A 14,786-nucleotide genomic window follows, 5' to 3' on the forward strand; every position below is an offset into this window, starting at 1 on the left:
GCGCATGGCTGCTAAGGCTCGCCGTCTGGCTGCTAAGTAATCAGTCCACGCATATCAAACAAAAAAGAGTCGCTGTAAAGCGGCTCTTTTTTGTTGTGTAAATCGTTATCTATTACTAAAGTATTGGGAATGGAAGCCAACCTTTGGCTGGGGGTCTAAAAGGATAGATACCAAGGTTTCTATCCTCTTGGGACTCCATCTTCCTTTATTTCTTGGGTTGGCGCAGATCAGAGACCGGCGACCGCTTCGGAAAGGGGAACGGCAGTCGGGTTACCATTGCGTGTCTTTCGCAAATTATTCGCAGTTCACAGATAGCGTACTGCTACACATGCGGGTTATTCTTCACAGGCGCGACACAAGGTGAATTGCCCGAAGGGCAAGAGAAGGTCCCCTGGGGGATAACAGTGTCGCGCAACTCGTTGGCTTGGATATTTTGCACGACACCTACGAATTGCACTCGTTATACCGTAGGGTGTGACGACTCGGCGCACCGCTTGTATCCGACCTGCACAATCTATCCCGTAGGGAGGCCATTGGCCACCCACACAACGGTAAACCGTCACGTCAATTTTCCATTCTCCATTATCAATTCTCAATTACTGCAAATCGCTAAATGCAATCTCTCGCTACAACATCTCCTGCGTGATCAACCGCAGATCGGTATAATACAGCTCCCGTTTGGGCTGCACGCCGCGCAGCAGCATTTGATACATCGCCAGCACGGCGTGGAACGACTCCTGCGAGAATGACTGACCGATCACGAAATCCACCGTTCCCTCGCGCAGATACCGCTTCGCGGTGGGCGTGAGGTCGTTGCAGACGATATGCGGCCGGGTGGTGCGCCGCGCTTTTCGGATGCCCGCGATGCAGCCGGAGAGCGGCTGGCAGGCCATATAGACGGCGTGCAGGCGGCTGTCGGCCTGAAGCGCCTGCGCGACGAGTTCACCGGTGAGTTCAGGCATTTCGTTGGTTTCGATCACGCGGTAGGCATCTTCGGAGAAACCCAGCTCGAGCAGACGGCGGCAAAAGCCGTCCACGCGGCCTTTGTGGGCCTCCATACGCAGATTTCCGGTGACAATGAGAACGTGCTCGGGCGGCCGGATGAGCCGCGCCATGACACCGGCGGCGATAGCGCCTGCGCGGACAAGATCCTGTCCGGCGTGGCACAGACGGCCGCTGTGCGGCACATCGGCATCATAGGTAATGACGGTCACGCCCTGCTGCACCGCCTGCTCGATGGCGGCGCGGACCTCCGGCGTATTCTCGGCACGGATGATGAGTCCGTCCACGCCGGAACGAATCTGCTCGTCCATCGCGCGGAGCAGCTCCTGCATGGTCATGGTGCGCAGCGGCTGCTCGGTCAGTATAAACGCCGGATCGGCGATATAGCGCAGCGCCTTGCGAATGCCGCTGACGATCTGCCGGTTGAAGTGCCCATCCGTCCATTGCGGAATGAGAATAGCTGCTTGCCTGCAATCTGCCGATTTCGGCGGCACTGGAGGCTGGTAGCCGAGTTTTTCTGCGGCACGGACAACTTTTTCGCGTATCATCGGATTGACGTTGGGGCGTCCGTGCAGCACACGGTCCACCGTGCCGCGCGACACACCGGACAGCTCTGAGATTTTTTGTATAGTAACTGCCATTGACACATTCTCCTTTTCTACTTCAAAGTATAGGGGAGGGCAGTACCGCAGTCAAGTATAAATGCGCACAGTGCACAATCAAAAATGCGCTGTCATCTGCTTTTGAGACTTCATTTTGCCATAAATTTGCGGTGCTTTTTTAGGCAGGCTACCAATGTTTTGGTGGGACGGTTGACCGTGACGGCGGGATTGCGGTACAATGTATGCAATGAAGAAAAAAGTGTGAAAAAACGCGGGAATCCGCGAGTATTAACGAGATTTTAAGTGATTATTCTTGCTGTTAAAAGGAGAGGATCAGCATGCTGAATATTGGTGTTATTGGCTGCGGCGCAATTGGCCGCGATCATATTCGACGCCTGACAGACATTGTTCCGGGCTGTCAGGTCGTTGCCTGTGCAGACTATTTTGAAGAAGCTGCGATTAAGGTTGCAGCGCAGTATGAAGGCATGAAGGCATACAAGACCGGCGAGGAGCTGATCGCAGCACCGGAGGTGCAGGCGGTCGTTATCACCTCGTCCGACCCGAGCCACGCAGGCTATGTGCTCGAGGCGCTCAAGGCCGGCAAGTACGTTTTCTGCGAGAAGCCGCTGGCGCAGAACGCAGAGGACTGCGAGAAGATCATCGCCGCAGAAACCGCGCACGGCAAACGTCTGTTGCAGGTGGGCTTTATGCGCCATTATGACCGCGGCTATGCCGAGATGAAGCGCATCATCGACTCCGGCGAGCTGGGTGCGCCGCTGATGATTCACGCGTGCCACCGCAACGTATCTCAGCCGGACGGCTTCCAGACCGAGATGGGCGTTTCCAACGTTGCAATCCACGAGCTGGATATCTGTCGTTGGCTGCTCGGTGACGAGTATAAGAACGGTCAGGTGCTCAAGGTGCGCCAGTCCGCGTGCTCTACCAAGGGTTATGACAACCCGCAGATCGTGCTGCTGGAAACCCAGTCCGGTGCGCGCATCGACGTAGAGGTTCAGGTTGCGGACGCTTACGGTTACGACATCCAGTGTCAGGTCGTCTGCGAGAAGGGCACAGTCAACCTGCCTGATCCGTATGCGGTTGTCAAGCGCTCGAACGCAACCCGTTCGTTCCCGATCCTGACCGACTGGAAGGACCGCTTTATTGAAGCCTATGACATTGAGCTGACCCATTGGGTCAAGACCCTCGAGGAGAAGGGGGAGCCGGATGGTCCGTCCGCATGGGACGGCTACGCTGCCTGCGTTGCAGCAGACACGCTCAACCGTTCCCGCGGCACGAATCAGTTCCTGCCGATCGAGATGATGGATAAACCTGCTCTCTACAAATAATCTCTCATATAAAAGAAAAAGGACCGCCCCAGCGGTCCTTTTTCTTTTATATTGGGTTATACGGTCAGTTTTTCCGCTTGATATGCAGCGCGGATAAACAGGGCAAGCAGCACAAGGCTGGCAATCTGCGAGAGAAAAATCGGAATGGAAGTTGGCAGCATGCGCAGCAAAATGTTGATAAGGGAAAGATAAAAGCACCAGCGAATACGCTTGGGCGGAAAGTCGTAGCCGCGCTCTGTACAGATATCGTCCAGTCCGGTGTACAGCCAGAACTGCGAGACATAGGCTGCGATCACACCGGCAAGTGCGATCAGGCTGAACAGCAGATAAAACGTGCTGGGTGTATACGGCGGCGTGTCGCTCGGAACGAGTGTCATGGCCAGCAGGCCGACAACGGTTGCCGCCACGCTGAGCACAGTGGCTGTGAACGCACGCTGCAGGCGCTCGGACACGCGGCTGAACCGGTAAAACGGATAAAACTGCACGAGGGTGCAGAATATACCGAGAATGCCGGTAACGGTGAGTGCTGCACCGTTTGTGCCGTTCAAAGTGACGGAGCCGCTGAATTGTCCAAGCACCAGTGAAACGGCGCTGCACAGCCAGAACATGGAAAGCCAGCGGGCAATGGGAATGTTGTTGTTCATAATCTCTACCTCCTTGCCATTATAATAGCAGAGAAGATGAAAATATGCAAGAAAAAGCAGAGCCTTTCGGCTCTGCTTTTGTGCGATTTTACAATATATTAATACTGTACCTGAACCGGCTTGCCGGAGTGGAACGAATCCGTAATCGCGTAGGTAACGAGGGTTGCCTTGGTGCCGTCGTAAACGGTCAGCTCGGGCTTGCGGTCCTTCTGGATGCAGTCGATAAAGTCCACCATTTCGAGCAGGTACGCCTCTGCGAAACGCTGCGGGAAGTTCTCGACGATCTCCTGACGGGCACCGTACTGATCGTAAACCATTACACGGTCCTTCCACGGTACACCGGCTACGCGGATATGCGCCTCGGTGCCGACGATTTCGGTCTCGGTGTGGTAGCCGTGCGGTGCAGTGCGGCCAACGTGCAGGAAAGCGACCGTGCCATTGTCAAACTTGAGCATTGCCATGCCGGTCTCGGTGTCACCGTTCTCGGCAAACTCGGGGTGCTTGAAGTTGGTGCCCGCGGCGTAAACCTCGGTAACCTCACCGCCGAGGAACCAGCGCATCAGGTCAATGTCGTGCGAAGCCGCGTCAATGAAGATGCCGCCCGAGGTCTTGGAGAACTTGATGCAGCTCTCGACCAGTGCTTCCGGGTCCAGGCCGGTAGCCTTTACCAGATACGGCTTGCCGATGCGGCCTGCGTTGATCTGTGCCTTTGCATCCGCATAGGACGGATCGTAGCGGCGCATAAAGCCAAGGAAGAAGATCTTGTCCGGGTGACGTTCAACAGCAGCCTCAGCGCGCTTGCACTCCTCGAGCGAGCAGCCGAGCGGCTTGTCGGTGAAAACGTGCTTGCCTGCATCGAGCGCGTACTCGATCATCCAGCAGTGCTCCGGAGAGGAGGAGACGATAACGACAGCTTCGATGTCTGCCTCGTCAACCATTTTCTTGTAGTCCGTGGTGGTGTACTCTACCTTGAGGTAGTCCTTCGCCCAGTCCAGCTCCTTCTGCTCGAGCGAGCAGGCAGCGACCAGCTTGCAGCCGGGAATCTTGAACGCGAGATTCTGCGCGTGTACCGAACCGAGACGGCCCAAACCGACGATGCCAACTTTGATTTCCTTCATGTTTTTTCTCCTTTTTATAGAGCGGATTTTCTCTCTACGGCAATCGAACGATTGCCTGTCTCTCTCTCATACTAATTCTATCACTGCGTGGACGCGAACGCAAGGAAAAACGACCAAATCAGAGCGTTTTTTATACGGTGAAAACTGGCATTTCAGCACTCGGCAGGCGGGTGTGATAAAATTCCGATGATCATTTCATAAATTGTTCACAAACAGCACTTGACTTTGCCCGTATGTGGTGGTAAATTAAGTTTAGCACTCGGGGAGATGGAGTGCTAACAACCGAAAGAAAGGAGTCTGCTTCGGTGGAGCTTTCGGAACGTAAAAAGCAAATACTCAAAGCCATCATCGGCGATTACATCCGCACGGCTGAACCGGTTGGCTCCAAGGCATTGACCGAGGGACACGAGCTGCCGTTCTCGTCCGCCACCATCCGCAATGAGATGAGTGAACTGGAGGACATGGGCTACCTCGAAAAGCCGCACACCTCTGCGGGGCGAATCCCCTCACCGCAGGGTTATCGACTGTATGTGGATGAACTGATGGAGCGTCCGGCCGACAATGCGGAGGACGGAAACGCACTGCAGAACAGCGTGCTTACCAAGGTACGCGAGCTTGACCACCTCATTCAGGAGGCCGGCAAGCTGCTCACCAGTCTGACGAATTACGCGTCGGTTGCTATCACACCGGCCATGACGCAGATCGCCATCCGGCAGTTTGAGATCATTGCAGTCGATAAGATGAATTTCGTAATCGTAGTAGTTACGGATTCGGGTACGGTCAAGAATAAAATGGTCCGCACGGTGGCTGAGGTCTCCAAGGATGAGGCCGAGCTGCTCACCTATGTACTCAACCAGACGCTGACCGGACTGCCGCTCTCGAGCATCACCGCCGAGCGATTCGACATTGTGCGCCGCGCCGCGGGATTGACCGCGCTGCTCGCTCCGGTAGCCGAGTACATCGCAGAGCTGATCACCGAGCTGAGCGACCAGAAGGTTTACCTCGACGGTGCCAGCAAGCTGCTTCGTTTTCCGGAGTACCGCGATACGAAAAAGGCACAGACGCTGCTCGATTACATGGAGGACGACCGCAAGCACCTGCTGCCGGCCACCCGCAAGATCGACGGCATCCAGTTCTTCATCGGACCGGAAAACGGCGAAAACCCGCTGAGTGAAACCTCGGCGATCTACGCAAAATACGATATCGGCAAGATCGGTCAGGGTGCGATCGGCATCGTGGGTCCGACCCGCATGGATTACGCCAAGCTGTCCGCACAGCTCAGCCGCTTCGCAAAAGGGCTGAACAAGCTGATTGCCGAGACATTTTTAGATGAAAAAGACGGAAATCATTGATTTCCTGTAAACGGAGGCACAAAACGACATGAGCAAAAAGACAAAGCCGGAGGCGGAAGAGCAGGAGCAGGTAAAGACCGAGGCTCCCGCAGAGGAGACCGCCAAGGCTGATGCAAAGCCCGCGACGGACTGGGAAGCCAAGTATAACGACTTGAACGATCGTTATCTCCGCATGGCGGCGGAGTACGACAACTTCCGCAAGCGCAGCCAGCGCGAGCGCGAGCAGGCGTACACCGATGCAGTCAGCCGCGCCGTAACCGCACTGCTGCCGACCTACGATAACCTCGAGCGGGCGCTCAAGGCAGAGACTGCCGACACCGAATATAAAAAGGGTGTCGAGCTGACCATGACGCAACTGACCGAAAGCCTCAAGGGCATTAACGTCACCGTCATCGACGCTGCTGCAGGCACCGCATTCGATCCGAACTTCCACAACGCGGTTATGCACGTTGAGGATGAAAACCTCGGTGAAAATGTCATCGCGGAAACCTTCCAGCAGGGCTTCCAGATCGGCGATAAGGTTATTCGCCATGCGATGGTGAAGGTTGCAAACTGATTACTAACTACTAATTAAAGTAAACTAAATCCTAACTATTAAGGAGTGTATTTATTATGGGTAAGATCATTGGTATTGACCTTGGTACGACGAACTCTTGTGTATCTGTTATGGAGGGCGGCGAAGCCGTAGTCATCCCTAACGCTGAGGGTGCGCGCACCACTCCGTCTGTTGTTGCATTTTCTAAGGACGGCGAGCGTATGATCGGTCAGGTCGCTAAGCGCCAGGCTGTAACCAACGCTGACCGTACCATTATTTCTATCAAGCGTCACATGGGCACCGACTACCGCGTAAACATCGACGGCAAGCCGTACTCCCCGCAGGAGATTTCCGCTATGATCCTGCAGAAGCTGAAGGCTGACGCAGAAGCATACCTCGGCCAGCCGGTAAATCAGGCGGTCATCACTGTTCCGGCTTACTTCTCCGACTCGCAGCGTCAGGCTACCAAGGATGCCGGCAAGATCGCAGGTCTGGAAGTTCTGCGTATCATCAACGAGCCGACCGCTGCTGCGCTGGCTTACGGCGTAGATAAGGAATCCGAGCAGAAGATCATGGTTTACGACCTCGGCGGCGGTACGTTCGATGTATCCATCCTGGATATCGGCGAGGGCGTTCTGGAGGTTCTGTCCACCGCAGGTGATACCCACCTCGGCGGCGATGACTTCGACCAGCGCATCATCGACTGGATGGTTGACGAGTTCAAGAAGTCCAACGGCATTGACCTGTCGAACGACCGTATGGCTATGCAGCGCCTGAAGGAAGCTGCTGAGAAGGCGAAGATCGAGCTGTCCGGTATGAGCCAGACCTCCATCAACCAGCCGTATATCACCGCTGACGCTACCGGCCCGAAGCACCTCGAGCTGACCCTGACCCGCGCAAAGTTCAATGAGCTGACCGCAGACCTCGTTGAGCGCACCATGGGTCCGGTTCGTCAGGCAATGAGCGACGCTGGTCTGTCCGCTTCCGATCTGTCCAAGGTCCTGCTGGTCGGCGGTTCCACCCGTATCCCGGCTGTACAGGAGGCTGTTAAGGGCATCACCGGCAAGGAAGGCTTCAAGGGCATAAACCCGGACGAGTGCGTAGCAATCGGCGCATCCATTCAGGGCGGCGTACTTGGCGGCGAGGTCAAGGACGTGCTGCTGCTCGACGTAACTCCGCTGTCCCTCGGCATTGAGACCCTCGGCGGTGTATGCACCAAGCTGATCGACCGCAACACCACCATCCCGACCAAGAAGAGCCAGATCTTCTCCACCGCAGCTGACAACCAGCCGTCGGTTGAGATCCATGTTCTGCAGGGCGAGCGCGAGATGGCTGCAGGCAATAAGACCCTCGGCCGCTTCACCCTCGACGGCATCGCTCCGGCTCCGCGCGGTATTCCTCAGATCGAAGTTACCTTCGATATCGACGCAAACGGCATCGTAAACGTATCCGCTAAGGACCTCGGCACCGGCAAGGAGCAGAAGATCACTATCACTGCATCCACCAATCTGTCTCAGGATGAGATCGACAAGGCTATGCACGAGGCTGAGCAGTACGCTGAGCAGGATAAGAAGAACAAGGAAGCAGTTGAGGTTCGCAATAACGCTGAGCAGTTGGTATTCCAGTCCGAGAAGGCACTGACCGATCTGGGCGACAAGCTGTCCGCAGATGAGAAGGCAGGCGTTCAGGCTGAGATCGAAAAGGTTAAGGAAGCGCTCAAGGGCACCGATACCGATATGATCAAGGCTGCAACCGAGGGCCTGTCTAAGAAGTTCTCCGATCTGGCCGGCAAGATCTATCAGCAGCAGGCACCGCAGGGTGACCCGAACATGGGCGGCGCTCAGGGTGCAGGCGCACAGGGCGGTCAGCAGGGCGACTTCGTAGACGCTGACTTCACCGAGGTCAAGGACGACGACAACAAGTAATAACAGATAGGAGTTAGGAAGTAGGAGTTAGGAGTTATGGCTGCCGGTTTTCGGCAGAGTGCAGCGAGATTGCACGGTATCAAAACTCCTGTCTCCTCACTCCTATCTCCTCACTAAGAGAAGGCGCGCTTCGGTGCGCCTATCCCTGTGTATAGGATGATTTTTTATGGCTGATAAAAGAGATTATTATGAAGTGCTCGGCGTACAGAAGGGCGCAAGTGATGATGAGCTGAAAAAGGCATACCGCAAGCTGGCGCGCAAGTACCACCCGGACCTCAACAAGGATAATCCGGAGGCTGCGGATAAGTTCAAGGAAGCAAACGAAGCGTACGAAGTGCTGTCCGACAAGGAGAAGCGCGCCAAGTACGACCAGTTCGGCTTTGCCGGTGTTGACCCGAGCTACGGCGGCGGTGCCGGTGCAGGCGGCTACGGCGGCGGCTTTGACATGGGCGATCTGGGCGACCTGTTCGGTTCGTTCTTCGGCGGCGGCTTTGGCGGCGGACGGTCATCCCGCCGCAATGCACCGCAGCGCGGCGAATCCATCCGTCAGACGGTGATCCTGTCCTTCGAGGAAGCTGCATTCGGCTGTGAGAAGGAGATTACGGTCGAGCGCATCGAATCCTGTGATGACTGCGGCGGCACAGGTGCCGCAAAGGGCACCACGGCGGAGACCTGTCCGAACTGCCGTGGCACCGGCGTTGTTACGCAGACCCAGCGCACGCCGCTCGGCATGTTCCAGACGCAGGGCGCCTGCCCGAACTGCCGCGGCACCGGCAAGATCATCAAGAAGCCGTGTCCGAAGTGCGGCGGTCAGGGCCGTGTCCGCAAGACCCGCAAGTTCAAGGTCAACATTCCGGCCGGTATCGACGATGGTCAGTCCATCCAGCAGCGCGGTCAGGGCAATGCAGGCGTGAACGGCGGTCCCGCAGGCGATCTGTTCGTAACGGTTGCCATCCGTCCGCATCCGATCTTTACCCGCAACGGCTCGGATGTACATGTCGATATTCCGATTTCGTTCGCACAGGCCGCACTCGGTGATACGCTGCAGGTGCCGACCATCGACGGCCGCATCGAGTACAAGATTCCGGAAGGCACGCAGACCGGCACGACGTTCCGCATGCGCGGCAAGGGCATTCAGAATGTCAACGGACGCGGTCGCGGCGACCAGTATGTCCGCGTAAACATCGAGGTGCCGAAGAACCTGTCCGACAAGCAGAAAAAGCTGCTGCGCGAGTTCGAGGAAACGTCTACCGACGAGAATCAGGTAAAGCGCAAGAGCTTCTGGGATAAGGTAAAGGACGCACTCAAGGATAAATAATTAAAGAAGCATTGCTTTTTGAACAAATTCGGTAAACTGGAGCTTGTGCGCTGACCGGGAGGTCGGCTGTACAGGAATCCGTGAACCACCTCCCCAAAGGACGAAAAATATCGACTTTTCAGGAGGAATTCCCATGAATCGGGAGAATAAACGCAAGCAATAGCAAAAGGGTTATTACAAAACGCATGCATGTGACGACAGTTTCACCTGCAGGGTGTGCGGCCGTCCGGTCGTGCCCGCAGGTGCGGTGTACTGCACTCTAACCGCGCAGCGGCGGACGATAACCCGATGAAGCTGATGTCCATCGCCATGAAGCCGGTGGCGTTCCCGCCGTTCCCGTTGGAGCGGATTGAGAAGCTGACCGCGCTCATGGGCGGAGAAGGCTCGGTATAATAAAGAAAACCACCCGGGATTTTCTCGGGTGGTTTTCTTTTGCGGGATAAAAATTGAAAATGGAGGATGGAGATGGAGCAGCAAAATTTACAAAACCGTGCTGGATTTCTCTAACGGATTCTGCTATATTAAAAAACAGGAGGTACGGTATGAGAAAGAAAACAATGTGGGCTGCTGTCGGCATCGCAGTATTGCTGATTTGCTGTGTGGTATATTTTCGTCCGATGTCGCTATCCGATTGCATAGGCGCAGATGATCGAATTGTGCTATCCATCAGCACGTTAAGCGTTCCCAACGGAGAAGCAGGCATCGACACGGCAGATTATAACGATATCACGACGGAACAGCAGAAAAGTATAACGTCTTTGCTGGAAAATTGCACATATACACGTTCTCTGCGCACATTGCTGCCGCAGACATCGCTGTCCGATATCGGCGGAAAAACAGCGGCGCTCTACGTCTATCATGATGATTCACTGCTGCATTCTATCCAAATCACAGAAAACGGACAGCTTCTGTTGGACAATCGAAGCTACAAAATAAAGAATGCCGAACAGCTGCTTGACCAGCTGACCGGCATTTTTTGTACGATTTTAGATCTGCGGCAGCAGGTTTGCCAGCTCGAGAGCGGCAATCGCTGCATCGGCGCCCTTGTTGCCGGCCTTGGTGCCTGCGCGCTCGATGGCCTGCTCGATGTTCTCGGTGGTAACCACGCCGAAGGTCACCGGCACACCGGTCTGCAGGTTGACCTGTGCAATGCCCTTGGCAGCCTCGTTGCACACGAGGTCGTAGTGGCTGGTCGAGCCGCGGATAACCGCGCCGAGGCAGATAACTGCATCATACTTGCCGCTCTGCGCCAGCTTCTGCGCCGCCAGCGGAATCTCAAATGCACCCGGAACCCATACGAGCGTGATGTCATCCGTGTCCACACCGTGACGAACCAGCGTGTCCTCCGCGCCGGAGATCAGCTTGGAAACGATAAATTCGTTGAAACGTGCACCAACGATTGCAAACTTGCCCTTGGTTGCTACTAACTTGCCTTCGAGTACCTTCATCTTAAAATCTTCCTTTCAATATGGTGAACAGATATATTGCAGGGCGAGGTGAGGTCATCCCGCCCTGCGGGATAGATTGATTACAATGTTTCACTAAAGAGGTGACCCATCTTAATTTTCTTGGTTCTGAGGTAGAACGCGTCGTCCTTCTGCGGTGCAATCTCGATCGGCACGCGCTCGGTGATCTCTACACCAAAACCGTCCAGACCGTAAATCTTCTCCGGATTATTGGTCAGCAGGCGCAGCTCCTTTGCGCCGAGGTCCTGCAGAATCTGAGCGCCGATCCAGTATTCACGCAGGTCGGGCGCAAAGCCGAGCTTTACGTTTGCCTCGACTGTATCGAAGCCCTTTTCCTGCAGTTCATACGCCTTCAGCTTGTTGATCAGACCGATTCCGCGGCCTTCCTGGCGCATATAGAGCAGCACGCCGCGTCCTTCCTTGTCAATCTGCTGCATGGCTGCCGCAAGCTGCTGACCGCAGTCGCACCGGCGGGAACCGAACACATCGCCGGTCAGACACTCGGAGTGCACGCGGCAGAGCAGGTTCTTGCCATCGCCGATTTCGCCCTTGACGAGCGCAACGTGGTGCTCGCCGGTCAGGTCGTTGACGTAGCCGTAGATGCGGAACTCACCGAAACGGGTGGGCATTTTCGCACAGGCTTCACGGACAACGTGCTTATCATGACGGCGGCAGTAGTCCTGCAGGTCCTTGATGGTGATGATCTTGAGACCCCATTCCTTGGCCTTCTCCATCAGCTCGGGCGTGCGCATCATCGTGCCGTCATCGCGCATGATCTCACAGCACAGACCGCACTGCTCGAGTCCGGCCAGACGGCACAGATCGACAGTCGCCTCGGTGTGGCCGTTGCGGGTCAGCACACCGCCGCGGCGTGCAACAAGCGGGAAAACGTGTCCCGGACGGCGGAGTTCCTCCGGCTTGGTGTGGATATCCGCGCATTTGCGGCAGGTAAAGCCGCGTTCCTCAGCGGAAATGCCGGTCGTGGTGTCCACATGGTCGATGGAGACCGTGAACGCGGTGTGGTGGTTGTCGGTGTTGACCTTTACCATCTGCTCCAGACCGAGACGGAGTGCAACCTGCTCACTCATCGGTGTGCAGATCAGGCCCTTGGCGTGAGTTGCCATGAAGTTGACGTTCTCGGTCGTGGCAAACTGTGCCGCGCAGATGAGGTCGCCCTCGTTTTCGCGGTCCGGGTCATCAATGGTGAGGATGAGGTGTCCGGCGCGAAGTTCTTCGAGCGCTTCTTCAACTGTATTGAACTGATATTCCATAAAAGAAAACCTCCGTTAAAATCCGTGTTGTGCAAGAAAATCCATTGTAATACCGCTGGATTTGTGCGGCGTGAGCATTTTTTCAACGTATTTGCCGATCACATCGCATTCGAGGTTGACCGGCTCGCCCGGCTTTTTGCCGAGCAGAATAGTCTGTGCCCCGGTGTGCGGGATGATGGAGACCGAAAAGTCGGTGTCCGTCACAGCCGCCACGGTAAGGCTGACGCCATCAATGGCGATCGAGCCTTTTTCGACGATGTACCGGAGCAGGGGAGCCGGTGTTTTGATCGTCACCCACACGGCGTTGTCCTCGCGCCGCTGCGAGAGAACCGAGCCGGTGCCGTCGATATGGCCGGATACGATATGACCGCCGAACCGTCCGTCGGCAGGCATCGCGCGCTCCAGATTGACCGGCGAGCCGCTCTGCAGACTGCCGAGCGCGGAACGCCGCAGGCTTTCCGCCATCACGTCGGCGCTGAAGCTGTCGTCCGTCAGCGCGACCACGGTCAGACACACGCCGTTCGTGGCAATGCTGTCGCCGATTTTTGTATTTTCGAGCACGGTATCTGCCGCAATCGTCAGCCGAGCGCCCTTTGCACCGAGCTCGATGCGCCGCACCGTACCGATTTCTTCGATAAGTCCAGTAAACATTACAATCTCCCTTCAATCAGGAAATCTTCGTCCATCGGCGTGCAAGTCACGTCCTTCAGCGGAAGCGCCTGCACCATCTTGTCAAACCCCAGACCTCCGACCGGACTTTTCGCGCCTGCACCGCCGATGATTTTCGGGGCGATGTACGCCTGCACGCGGTGCACCACACCGGCCTCCAGCGCGGAGAACGCAAGTGCCGAGCCGCCTTCAAGCAATATGCCGTCGATGCCGAGTGCACCGAGCTGGCGCATCAGGTCGGCAAGGTCTACGCGCTCGTCTTTCGTTTTGCATTCGAGAATGTGTACACCGTGCTGTTCCAGTTCAGCGGTGCGCTCATTTCGACCGACGACCGCGATATAGGTCGGGATTTTGTTCGCCGTCTGTACGATTTTGCTGTCGATCGGCGTGCGTGCGCGGCTGTCGCAGATTATGCGGATCGGATCGCGCCCGCCGTCAATGCGGCAGGTGAGCAGCGGATCGTCCTCAAGCACGGTGCCGATGCCGACCATGATGGCGGGCAGCCGATTGCGCGTTTCGTGTACATGACGGCGGGCGGTCTCGCCGGTAACCCAGCGGCTGTCGCCGGTGTGCGCGGCAATTTTGCCGTCCAGCGTCATCGCGTACTTGAGCGTCACAAACGGCGTTTTGTGCGTGATGTAGTGAAAGAAAACTTCATTCACGCGGCGGCATTCGTCCTCGCACACGCCGGTCTCGACTTCAATGCCTGCGTCGCGCAGGATCTGTGCGCCTTTGCCGGCTACCAGCGGGTTCGGGTCGAGGCAGCCGACGAACACGCGGCCGATCTTGTGCTCGATGACTGCGTCTGTGCACGGCGGCGTGCGTCCCCAGTGGCAGCACGGCTCGAGCGTGACGTAAAGGTCTGCGCCCGTGCAGTCCTCGGTGCAGTGCGCGAACGCGTTGCGCTCGGCATGCAGGCCGCCGATGTGCTCGTGCCAGCCTTCACCGATGATTTTTCCGTCCTTGACGATGACGCAGCCGACCATCGGATTCGGATTGACGTGACCGGCTCCGCGCTGGGCCAGCGCCAACGCCTGACGCATATATTCCTGTTTTTGCTCCTGCATAGAATCACCTGATATAATAATTCTGTAGAAAATTTCACGATAGTTTGGCGACAGCCAAAAAAACGTCCCAAAGACAGAATCTTCGGGACGCTGAAAAAAGCATTGTGAAAATAAAAAGTCTGAAACACCGAATCGGCATTTCAGAACAGCAAACAAACGGAAAATCTTTCCGTGCATTCTTCTTTTATCCAGACTATACTGTCGGCCTCGGAATTTCACCGAATCATGCTTCCGCCGAATGGCATCCGCTCGCGGGCTGTACCGCCGGTAGGGAATTGCACCCTGCCCTGAAGAATCAAATATTTGGTTTTGCGGGGCAGAGCCTTTATCGTTCCGCCTGAGGAAAGTATAGTCCCAAGCGGAGAAAAATGCAAGAGTTTTTTGAAAAAATAATTTTACAGAATATGTGAATGCAAACAAAACGCCATAAAAGTTCGAAAAAGACTGGAAAATACGCTGATAACGCACAAA

General features: G+C 55.9%; 13 protein-coding genes and 1 riboswitch. Of the genes, 6 read left to right on the plus strand and 7 right to left on the minus strand.

Features of this window, described 5'->3' with window-relative positions; genetic code table 11:
- Positions 1-626 precede the first annotated feature (626 nt).
- Positions 627-1,643, minus strand: coding sequence for a LacI family DNA-binding transcriptional regulator (locus DW724_RS00005; RefSeq protein ID WP_118760274.1), 1,017 nt, complete (start codon positions 1,641-1,643; stop codon positions 627-629).
- 299 nt (positions 1,644-1,942) lie between these two features.
- Between DW724_RS00005 and DW724_RS00010 the strand changes: the two genes are divergently transcribed.
- Entirely contained in the window at positions 1,943-2,950 is a 1,008-nt protein-coding gene (locus tag DW724_RS00010; protein ID WP_118667784.1) for a Gfo/Idh/MocA family protein, read from the plus strand.
- A 56-nt stretch (positions 2,951-3,006) separates the two neighbouring features.
- On the opposite strand, the gene DW724_RS00015 is transcribed toward DW724_RS00010, so the two are convergent.
- Both DW724_RS00015 and DW724_RS00020 read right to left on the minus strand, forming a co-directional pair.
- Positions 3,007-3,594, minus strand: a complete 588-nt coding sequence (locus DW724_RS00015; protein ID WP_118760275.1) for a hypothetical protein — start codon at positions 3,592-3,594, stop codon at positions 3,007-3,009.
- Positions 3,595-3,692: 98 nt separating this feature from the next.
- Complete coding sequence (locus DW724_RS00020) at positions 3,693-4,712, minus strand: Gfo/Idh/MocA family protein (RefSeq protein WP_110436285.1); 1,020 nt, start codon at positions 4,710-4,712, stop codon at positions 3,693-3,695.
- Positions 4,713-5,017: 305 nt separating this feature from the next.
- Between DW724_RS00020 and hrcA the strand changes: the two genes are divergently transcribed.
- From hrcA to DW724_RS00045, 5 genes are all read left to right on the plus strand, one after another.
- Positions 5,018-6,064 carry a heat-inducible transcriptional repressor HrcA gene (hrcA, locus tag DW724_RS00025; RefSeq protein ID WP_158557228.1) on the plus strand — a complete coding sequence of 349 codons (1,047 nt, stop codon included), beginning with the start codon at positions 5,018-5,020 and terminating at the stop codon, positions 6,062-6,064.
- 28 nt (positions 6,065-6,092) lie between these two features.
- Complete coding sequence (gene grpE, locus DW724_RS00030) at positions 6,093-6,620, plus strand: nucleotide exchange factor GrpE (protein ID WP_110436287.1); 528 nt, start codon at positions 6,093-6,095, stop codon at positions 6,618-6,620.
- Between the two features lie 56 nt (positions 6,621-6,676).
- Positions 6,677-8,524, plus strand: coding sequence for a molecular chaperone DnaK (gene dnaK, locus DW724_RS00035; RefSeq protein ID WP_118479120.1), 1,848 nt, complete (start codon positions 6,677-6,679; stop codon positions 8,522-8,524).
- Positions 8,525-8,690: 166 nt separating this feature from the next.
- On the plus strand, positions 8,691-9,842 hold the full coding sequence (gene dnaJ / locus DW724_RS00040; protein WP_118760276.1) for a molecular chaperone DnaJ: 1,152 nt from the start codon (positions 8,691-8,693) through the stop codon (positions 9,840-9,842).
- A gap of 216 nt (positions 9,843-10,058) precedes the next feature.
- Entirely contained in the window at positions 10,059-10,235 is a 177-nt protein-coding gene (locus DW724_RS00045) for an RNHCP domain-containing protein (RefSeq protein ID WP_442861245.1), read from the plus strand.
- A gap of 593 nt (positions 10,236-10,828) precedes the next feature.
- On the opposite strand, the gene ribH is transcribed toward DW724_RS00045, so the two are convergent.
- From ribH to ribD, 4 genes are all read right to left on the minus strand, one after another.
- Positions 10,829-11,290 (minus strand): 6,7-dimethyl-8-ribityllumazine synthase, encoded by a 462-nt coding sequence (ribH, locus tag DW724_RS00050; RefSeq protein ID WP_118760277.1) that lies wholly within the window; start codon positions 11,288-11,290, stop codon positions 10,829-10,831.
- 80 nt (positions 11,291-11,370) lie between these two features.
- Positions 11,371-12,579: a bifunctional 3,4-dihydroxy-2-butanone-4-phosphate synthase/GTP cyclohydrolase II gene (locus DW724_RS00055; protein ID WP_117491331.1), complete on the minus strand. Its 1,209-nt coding sequence runs from the start codon at positions 12,577-12,579 to the stop codon at positions 11,371-11,373.
- A 15-nt stretch (positions 12,580-12,594) separates the two neighbouring features.
- A complete protein-coding gene (locus DW724_RS00060) occupies positions 12,595-13,230 on the minus strand; it encodes a riboflavin synthase (RefSeq protein ID WP_118760278.1) in 636 nt (211 codons plus the stop codon).
- Complete coding sequence (gene ribD / locus DW724_RS00065; RefSeq protein WP_118760279.1) at positions 13,230-14,315, minus strand: bifunctional diaminohydroxyphosphoribosylaminopyrimidine deaminase/5-amino-6-(5-phosphoribosylamino)uracil reductase RibD; 1,086 nt, start codon at positions 14,313-14,315, stop codon at positions 13,230-13,232. The genes DW724_RS00060 and ribD overlap by 1 nt, the downstream gene beginning before the upstream one ends.
- Before the next feature lie 172 nt (positions 14,316-14,487).
- Positions 14,488-14,614: riboswitch (FMN riboswitch) on the minus strand.
- Between the last annotated feature and the right edge of the window lie 172 nt (positions 14,615-14,786).

This window comes from Butyricicoccus sp. AM27-36 (assembly GCF_003480945.1).
Lineage (GTDB): Bacteria > Bacillota > Clostridia > Oscillospirales > Butyricicoccaceae > Agathobaculum > Agathobaculum butyriciproducens.

Bases quoted from the DNA above. Each gene is read 5' to 3' on its own strand.
- ribH (WP_118760277.1), bottom strand. From the start codon at position 11,290: ATGAAGGTACTCGAAGGCAAGTTAGTAGCAACCAAGGGCAAGTTTGCA.
- DW724_RS00060 (WP_118760278.1), bottom strand. From the start codon at position 13,230: ATGTTTACTGGACTTATCGAAGAAATCGGTACGGTGCGGCGCATCGAG.
- dnaJ (WP_118760276.1), top strand. From the start codon at position 8,691: ATGGCTGATAAAAGAGATTATTATGAAGTGCTCGGCGTACAGAAGGGC.
- DW724_RS00010 (WP_118667784.1), top strand. From the start codon at position 1,943: ATGCTGAATATTGGTGTTATTGGCTGCGGCGCAATTGGCCGCGATCAT.
- ribD (WP_118760279.1), bottom strand. From the start codon at position 14,315: ATGCAGGAGCAAAAACAGGAATATATGCGTCAGGCGTTGGCGCTGGCC.
- DW724_RS00005 (WP_118760274.1), bottom strand. From the start codon at position 1,643: ATGGCAGTTACTATACAAAAAATCTCAGAGCTGTCCGGTGTGTCGCGC.
- DW724_RS00020 (WP_110436285.1), bottom strand. From the start codon at position 4,712: ATGAAGGAAATCAAAGTTGGCATCGTCGGTTTGGGCCGTCTCGGTTCG.
- DW724_RS00015 (WP_118760275.1), bottom strand. From the start codon at position 3,594: ATGAACAACAACATTCCCATTGCCCGCTGGCTTTCCATGTTCTGGCTG.
- dnaK (WP_118479120.1), top strand. From the start codon at position 6,677: ATGGGTAAGATCATTGGTATTGACCTTGGTACGACGAACTCTTGTGTA.
- grpE (WP_110436287.1), top strand. From the start codon at position 6,093: ATGAGCAAAAAGACAAAGCCGGAGGCGGAAGAGCAGGAGCAGGTAAAG.
- DW724_RS00055 (WP_117491331.1), bottom strand. From the start codon at position 12,579: ATGGAATATCAGTTCAATACAGTTGAAGAAGCGCTCGAAGAACTTCGC.